The 2434-nt window shown below is 64.9% G+C and carries 3 protein-coding genes; 1 reads left to right on the top strand and 2 read right to left on the bottom strand.

Translation table 11 applies throughout. From position 1 onward, the window contains the following. A partial coding sequence (locus BIS11_RS15145; RefSeq protein ID WP_253586447.1) for a toprim domain-containing protein occupies positions 1–1213 on the top strand: 1213 nt, incomplete at its 5' end. A 57-nt stretch (positions 1214–1270) separates the two neighbouring features. On the opposite strand, the gene gmhB is transcribed toward BIS11_RS15145, so the two are convergent. Both gmhB and BIS11_RS15135 read right to left on the bottom strand, forming a co-directional pair. Next, on the bottom strand, positions 1271–1843 hold the full coding sequence (gene gmhB, locus BIS11_RS15140; RefSeq protein WP_253421717.1) for a D-glycero-beta-D-manno-heptose 1,7-bisphosphate 7-phosphatase: 573 nt from the start codon (positions 1841–1843) through the stop codon (positions 1271–1273). Next, positions 1840–2434: hypothetical protein (locus BIS11_RS15135; RefSeq protein WP_253586446.1), on the bottom strand; the 595-nt coding region annotated here is incomplete at its 5' end. The genes gmhB and BIS11_RS15135, both read right to left, overlap by 4 nt.

The raw sequence follows: 2434 nt of genomic DNA, 5'->3' as shown, positions 1-2434 counted from the left end.
GCCCGGCAAGCTGGCGGATTGCCAGGAGAAGGACCCGAGCCAGTCCGAGCTCTACCTGGTGGAGGGTGACTCCGCCGGTGGCAGCGCCAAACAGGGGCGCGACCGTCGCACCCAGGCGATCCTGCCGCTCAAGGGCAAGATCCTCAACGTCGAGAAGGCGCGCTTCGACAAGATGCTTTCCTCCGCCGAGGTGGGCACGCTGATCACCGCGCTCGGCTGTGGCATCGGCCGCGAGGAGTTCAATCCGGACAAGCTGCGCTATCACTCGATCATCATCATGACCGATGCCGACGTCGACGGCTCGCACATCCGCACGCTGCTGCTGACCTTCTTCTTCCGTCAGATGCCGGAGCTGATCGAGCGCGGCCACGTCTTCATCGCCCAGCCGCCGCTCTACAAGATCAAGCGGGGCAAGCAGGAGCTCTACCTGAAGGACGAGCAGGCGATGGTCGACTACCTGACCACCACGGCCCTGGATGGCGCCAGGCTGCACGTCAACGCCGAGGCGCCGGGCATCTCGGGCTCCCAGCTCGAGACGCTGGTCAACCAGTATCGCGGCGTGATGAAGCGTATCGACCGGCTGGGGCGTGTCTTCCCCATCGAAGTACTGCGCCAGGCGATCTACGCAAGCGCACTCCAGGGCGAGGCGAGCCTGAAGGATCGCGTCACCATGGAGAACTGGATCGGCGAGCTGCAGACCGCCATGGACGAGCGCGTGGCCTACGAAGGCGGCCCGCGCTACCAGTTCTACCTCAAGGAGGACAGCGAGCGGGGGCTTCAACTGCCGGCGGTGTCGCTGATCGCCCACGGCGTGACCAACGAATACGTCTGGGGGCTCGATTTCTTCGAGAGCGCCGACTACCGTGCGATGTCGGGGCTGGGCGAGACCCTCAACAACCTGCTGGAAGAGGGGGCCTATATCGCCCGAGGCGAACGCCAGAAGCCCGTGGCGGAGTTCGCCGAGGTGTTGCAGTGGCTGATGCTCGAAGGCCAGCGCGGCCTCTCCGTGCAGCGCTACAAGGGGCTGGGCGAGATGAACCCGGATCAGCTGTGGGAAACCACCATGGACCCGGACAGTCGTCGCATGCTGCGCGTGACCATCGAGGACGCCGTCGCGGCGGACATGATGTTCAACACGCTGATGGGCGACGAAGTGGAGCCGCGCCGCGACTTCATCGAGACCAATGCGCTGGTGGCCAACCTCGACGTATGACGTGTTTCACGTGAAACATGCAAAAGCGCCGCGTTTAACGCGGCGCTTTTTTTTGGCTCAGCCCTGCCGACAGAGCCAGTCGGTAAAGCCCGCCAGATCGTCGAAGACGCGAGTCTTGTCGAGTCCCTGGCCCTTTTCGAGCGTGCGTTGTCCCTTGCCGGTCTTCACCAGCACGCCATGGCAGCCCATCGCTTCGCCGGCCTGCAGGTCGCGCAGGCTATCGCCCACCATCCAGCTGCCCTCGAGGGAGGGGAGTCTCAGCGCCTGCTGGATCTCGAGAAGCAGGCCGGGCAGGGGTTTGCGACAAGCACAATCGTCCTGCGGGCCGTGAGGGCAATGAGCGATGTGCACGAACCGTCCGCCGGCCTCTTCCACCAGTTCGATCATCCTTCGATGCATAGCGGCGAGCGTCGCCTCGCTGTAGTAGCCGCGCGCGATGCCGGACTGGTTGGTGGCGACCGCCACGTCGAAGCCGGCACGCACCAGGCGGGCGATCGCCTCGATCGAGGTAGGGTAGGGAAGCCACTCGTCGAGGCTCTTGACGTAGTCGTCGGAGTCCTGGTTGATGACGCCGTCGCGGTCGAGGATGACCAGCCGGGAAGGGGAGTAGTCGGGCATCGGGTGTCTCATGTCAGTTGCTCGTGCAGCGCTGCCAGCGCGACGAGGGTCTGGTGGATCTTGCGGCCATCACTGCCCAGGCGCTTGAAAGGAATCGCCTTGAGCCTCAGGAGCGGCGGCAGCAGGGCCGTGAAACGCTCGCGCACGTCCGCCCGCTCCCGATGCAGAGCCGCAACGAGTACTGGTGTCAGCCGCTCGCGCTGGAGGGGCGATTTCGAGAACTTGCCGTAGAGCGAGAAGATCAGGCAGTACCAGTCGCGCACCATGCAGTCGACGGGCGTATGCACAGAGCCAGGGTCGGTCTCGAAGTCGATGAAGACGACCTCGTCATCGACCAGCAGGATGTTGCGAGCAAAGGCTTCGCTCAGGTAGCACTCGCGTCGATGCACGTCGATGAGCGCCGCGACCCCCAACCCGATGAGACGATCGACGTCGCTTCCATGGGTGGCGGCTTTCAGGCGATCCAGGAGCGTGGCGGCAGGGGCCACGGGCGTACCGGCGTCCGCCAGCAAAAGCGCGCGAGGGGAGTGAGCCAGAAGCTCGGGAACCTTGATCCCCGCCGCGCCGAGCGTCTCGAGGCGCGCCACTTCCGTTCGAATGCTC

The sequence above is a fragment of the Halomonas sp. 707D4 genome (assembly GCF_024158685.1).
Classification (GTDB): Bacteria; Pseudomonadota; Gammaproteobacteria; order Pseudomonadales; family Halomonadaceae; genus Vreelandella.
The sequence above is the reverse complement of the archived record's forward strand: the minus strand, read 5'-3'. Positions and strand labels throughout refer to the sequence as shown.